This is a genomic window from Saccharomonospora halophila 8 (genome assembly GCF_000383775.1).
Classification (GTDB): Bacteria; Actinomycetota; Actinomycetes; order Mycobacteriales; family Pseudonocardiaceae; genus Saccharomonospora; species Saccharomonospora halophila.
The window spans coordinates 1-2986 of sequence record NZ_KB912500.1 but is presented as its reverse complement, the minus strand read 5'-3'; the positions used below and the strand labels follow the sequence as shown (position 1 = coordinate 2986).

Sequence of the window (2986 nt, the reverse complement as noted above, 5' to 3'; positions counted from 1 at the left end):
CCGCCGGATCGCCCGGGTCGCTCCCCGGCGCCGGAACGGCCCCGCTCGGGTACTCGGACATCGCCCGCGCCAGATCGCGCACCCGGCACGCGGTCCCGTGGATGGCACCGGTGTCCTCCGGCGCGGCGTCGGCCAGGTGCGCGAGTTCGCCGAGCACCTCGTACGCGAACCTCCACAGCGCACCGCCCGGCCACGAGCGGGTGCCCGATCCCGCGTCCCACCCGGACGGCCGGGAGGACACGAGGATGCCGTTCGCCCGGTCGTGCAGATCCTCCAGCGACCCGCCGGTGCGCTCGCACATCTCGGCGAACACCTCCTGCAACGCCTCCCACTGCCACCGGGCCAGCCTCGCGTGCTGCTCCATCGCACTCCTCCACGTTTCCGCGTTTTCGGAGTTCAAGACTAGCCTACTATGGCTAGGCATGGATTGATATAGCTCGGCAGAGTGAGCCGAACAGGTCTAGCGTCGCTGACACGCTGGGTGATCGGCGTGACCGCATCAGGCACGAAGGCCCTGTGACCATCTGGCGACAGATCGCCGACGACATTGCTGAGGACGTGCGGGCGGGGCGCCTGAGCGATGGCGCACGGCTACCCGCCTACGCGGACCTGGCCGATTCGTACGGCGTGGCGGTGGGCACGGTCAAGCGAGCGGTCCTGGAGCTGCGGCGGGAAGGCATCGTGACCGTCGTGGTCGGACGCGGCACCTTCATCTCCGAGTAGGCCGACTGGGACCTGGCTGTCGGGCTCAGCCCGCGAAGATCTGCCGCCACTCCGCCAGCGACCGGGGCCGGAACACGACGTTGTTCTCCCGCACGTGGGAGAGGTTCGCCGACGGTTCGGCCGAGTACATGTGCCCCGGATACACCACGGGGTCCCCGGACAGGCCCGCGAGCTGCTGGAGGCTGCCGTACAGCGCGTCGGCGTCGCCGCCGGGCAGGTCGGTGCGCCCGCAGCCGTCGAGGAACAGCGTGTCACCCGCGATGAGCGCGTTATCCAGCAGGAAGCACTGGCTGCCGGGGGTGTGCCCCGGCGTGTGCAGGGTGCGGACCTCGACGGCGCCGATCGCGACGGTGTCGTCGTGGTCGTGGCCGACCAGGTCGGTGCCGGACACACCGGTGACCCGGCGCACCCACTCCTGTTCGGCGTCGGCGACGTGGATCGGCACCTGTTTGCGGGCGAGCAGCTCGGCCACCCCGGGCAGGGAGAAGCCCATCATGTCGCCGCCGACGTGGTCGGGGTGGTAGTGCGTGGCCAGCACGCCGGTGAGCCGCATCCCGTCGTCGTCGAGCAGTCCGAGCAGGTCGTCCACCGCGTAGGCGGGATCGACCACCATGGCCTCGCCGGTCTCCCGGTCGCCGATCAGGTAGCTGAAGTTGCGCATCTGGGTGGCGATCTGATCGCCGACGGCGTAGTCGCGGCCGGCCAACAGTTGCCGGAAGTACAGGCGCTCGGACATGCCCCGATCGTATCGGCCGGGTTCGGGCGCTCCGCCCCCCGGCACGTCACCGCTCCCCCGGACGTCAGAACGGAGGTGGGTCGGGGTCCGGGGTCGTAAAGTGCTCGCCCGGGTCCAGGAGCGGTCGCGGGTCGGTGCCGTGGGTGAGGCCCGAGGGCGTGTGCACGGTGAACCGGTGGGTGGCCCGGTTCAGCCGGAAACTCCACCCGGGCACGTCCTTCAACCGGTGGTGCCGTCGGCACAGCCCCACCAGATTGTCCGGGGCGGTGCGGCCATTCCGTCCGCGCCCCCAGGCGACCACATGGTCCACATCGCCGAACCGGCTGGGACGGTGGCATCCCGGGAACCGGCACACGTGGTCCCGCACCCGCACGAACTCGTCCGTCGCCGCGGGTGGCCGGTACCGCGCCCGCCCCACATCCAGGAGGGACCCGGTGAGCGGGTCGGTGACGAGGCGGCGCCACGTCGAGGTCGAGTCGAACGCGATCTCCCGGGCCACCCGCGCCGGGACGGGTCCGTGCCCGGCGAGTTCTCCGGGGCGGTCGTCGGTACCGAGCAGGGTGGGCAGCGCGACGTGCACGAACACCTCCGCACGGGTGCGCGGTGCAGAACCCCCGGTCGTGGTGTGTCCCTCTCGCAGCAGGTCGGCCAGCACGTCGGCCCGGAGCTGGTCGGTCGTGCGGGTCTCCCCGTGCCGACGCAGGGAGCGGGCGATCCGGTCGACGCGGGCATAGGCCGCGCTCGCCACCTCGGCGGGCAACTCGGCACGCAGAACGGCCGTACCGTCGCCACCGTGGATCAGCTCGACGCGGCGCTCGGCCCGGCGCCGGACGGCGCGGTCGGCCGCGCCGTCCGGGTCGACCCGTGCCACCACCCGGTTCACCGCCTGCCGCAGTGCCCCCGGGTCCTTTCCGGACAGTCGGTCGGCGAGGATCGCGTCAACCAGCCGCGCCTTCTCGTCGGGGAGGTACGCCGTCGGCTCGGCCACCTTGGACGCCTTGTACGCATCGAGGACCCCGGTCTCCATCGCGGCCAATGTGGACGGCAGGCGGGACACCAGCACCATCGCCAGGTCGACGGTCCGCCGAGCGTGGTGATCGCCGATCGTCAACGTCAGGGCGAGCTCGGCGGCCACGTCCGCCGGGTCACGCCGGTCGACACACGCGGCGATCTCCCGTAGCTGACGGGCCTGCAGCCGGGCGATGTGCTCGCCCAGTGCGCGGACGCGGTCCATACGCGACAGTGCGTCGCACGGCGCGGCGTCGCCTCCCCCTTCATCGCTCATGTGTTCGAGTCTAGCCGCGTCGGGTGCCCCACCACGATGCCTCGATCGGCTGAGCCCGACGCCCGCCCGCGCGGCTGTCCCGGTTCTGCGGCCTGTCCGGTTCTGCGGCCCGTCCCGATTCTGCGACACTGCCCGCCATGGCCTCTTCGGCACCGACGACCGGCACCCCGGGCACCGTGGTCGTGCTCGGCGGCCGCAGCGAGATCGGCACGGCCGTGGCGCGGCGGCTGGCGGAGCGGGGC

The 2986-nt window shown here is 72.2% G+C and carries 3 protein-coding genes and 1 pseudogene; 1 reads left to right on the top strand and 3 read right to left on the bottom strand.

What is annotated here, in order from left to right; translation table 11 throughout:
* A pseudogene (locus tag SACHA_RS20350) lies at positions 1 to 364 on the bottom strand (hypothetical protein); the annotation flags it as partial.
* A gap of 152 nt (positions 365 to 516) precedes the next feature.
* Between SACHA_RS20350 and SACHA_RS0104990 the strand changes: the two are divergent.
* Positions 517 to 723, top strand: coding sequence for a winged helix-turn-helix domain-containing protein (locus SACHA_RS0104990; RefSeq protein WP_019807655.1), 207 nt, complete (start codon positions 517 to 519; stop codon positions 721 to 723).
* Positions 724 to 748: 25 nt separating this feature from the next.
* Here the strand turns inward: SACHA_RS0104990 and SACHA_RS0104985 are convergent, their stop codons facing one another.
* Positions 749 to 1459 (bottom strand): MBL fold metallo-hydrolase, encoded by a 711-nt coding sequence (locus SACHA_RS0104985; RefSeq protein ID WP_019807653.1) that lies wholly within the window; start codon positions 1457 to 1459, stop codon positions 749 to 751.
* 64 nt (positions 1460 to 1523) lie between these two features.
* Complete coding sequence (locus SACHA_RS20345) at positions 1524 to 2744, bottom strand: HNH endonuclease (RefSeq protein ID WP_039738000.1); 1221 nt, start codon at positions 2742 to 2744, stop codon at positions 1524 to 1526.
* Positions 2745 to 2986 lie beyond the last annotated feature (242 nt).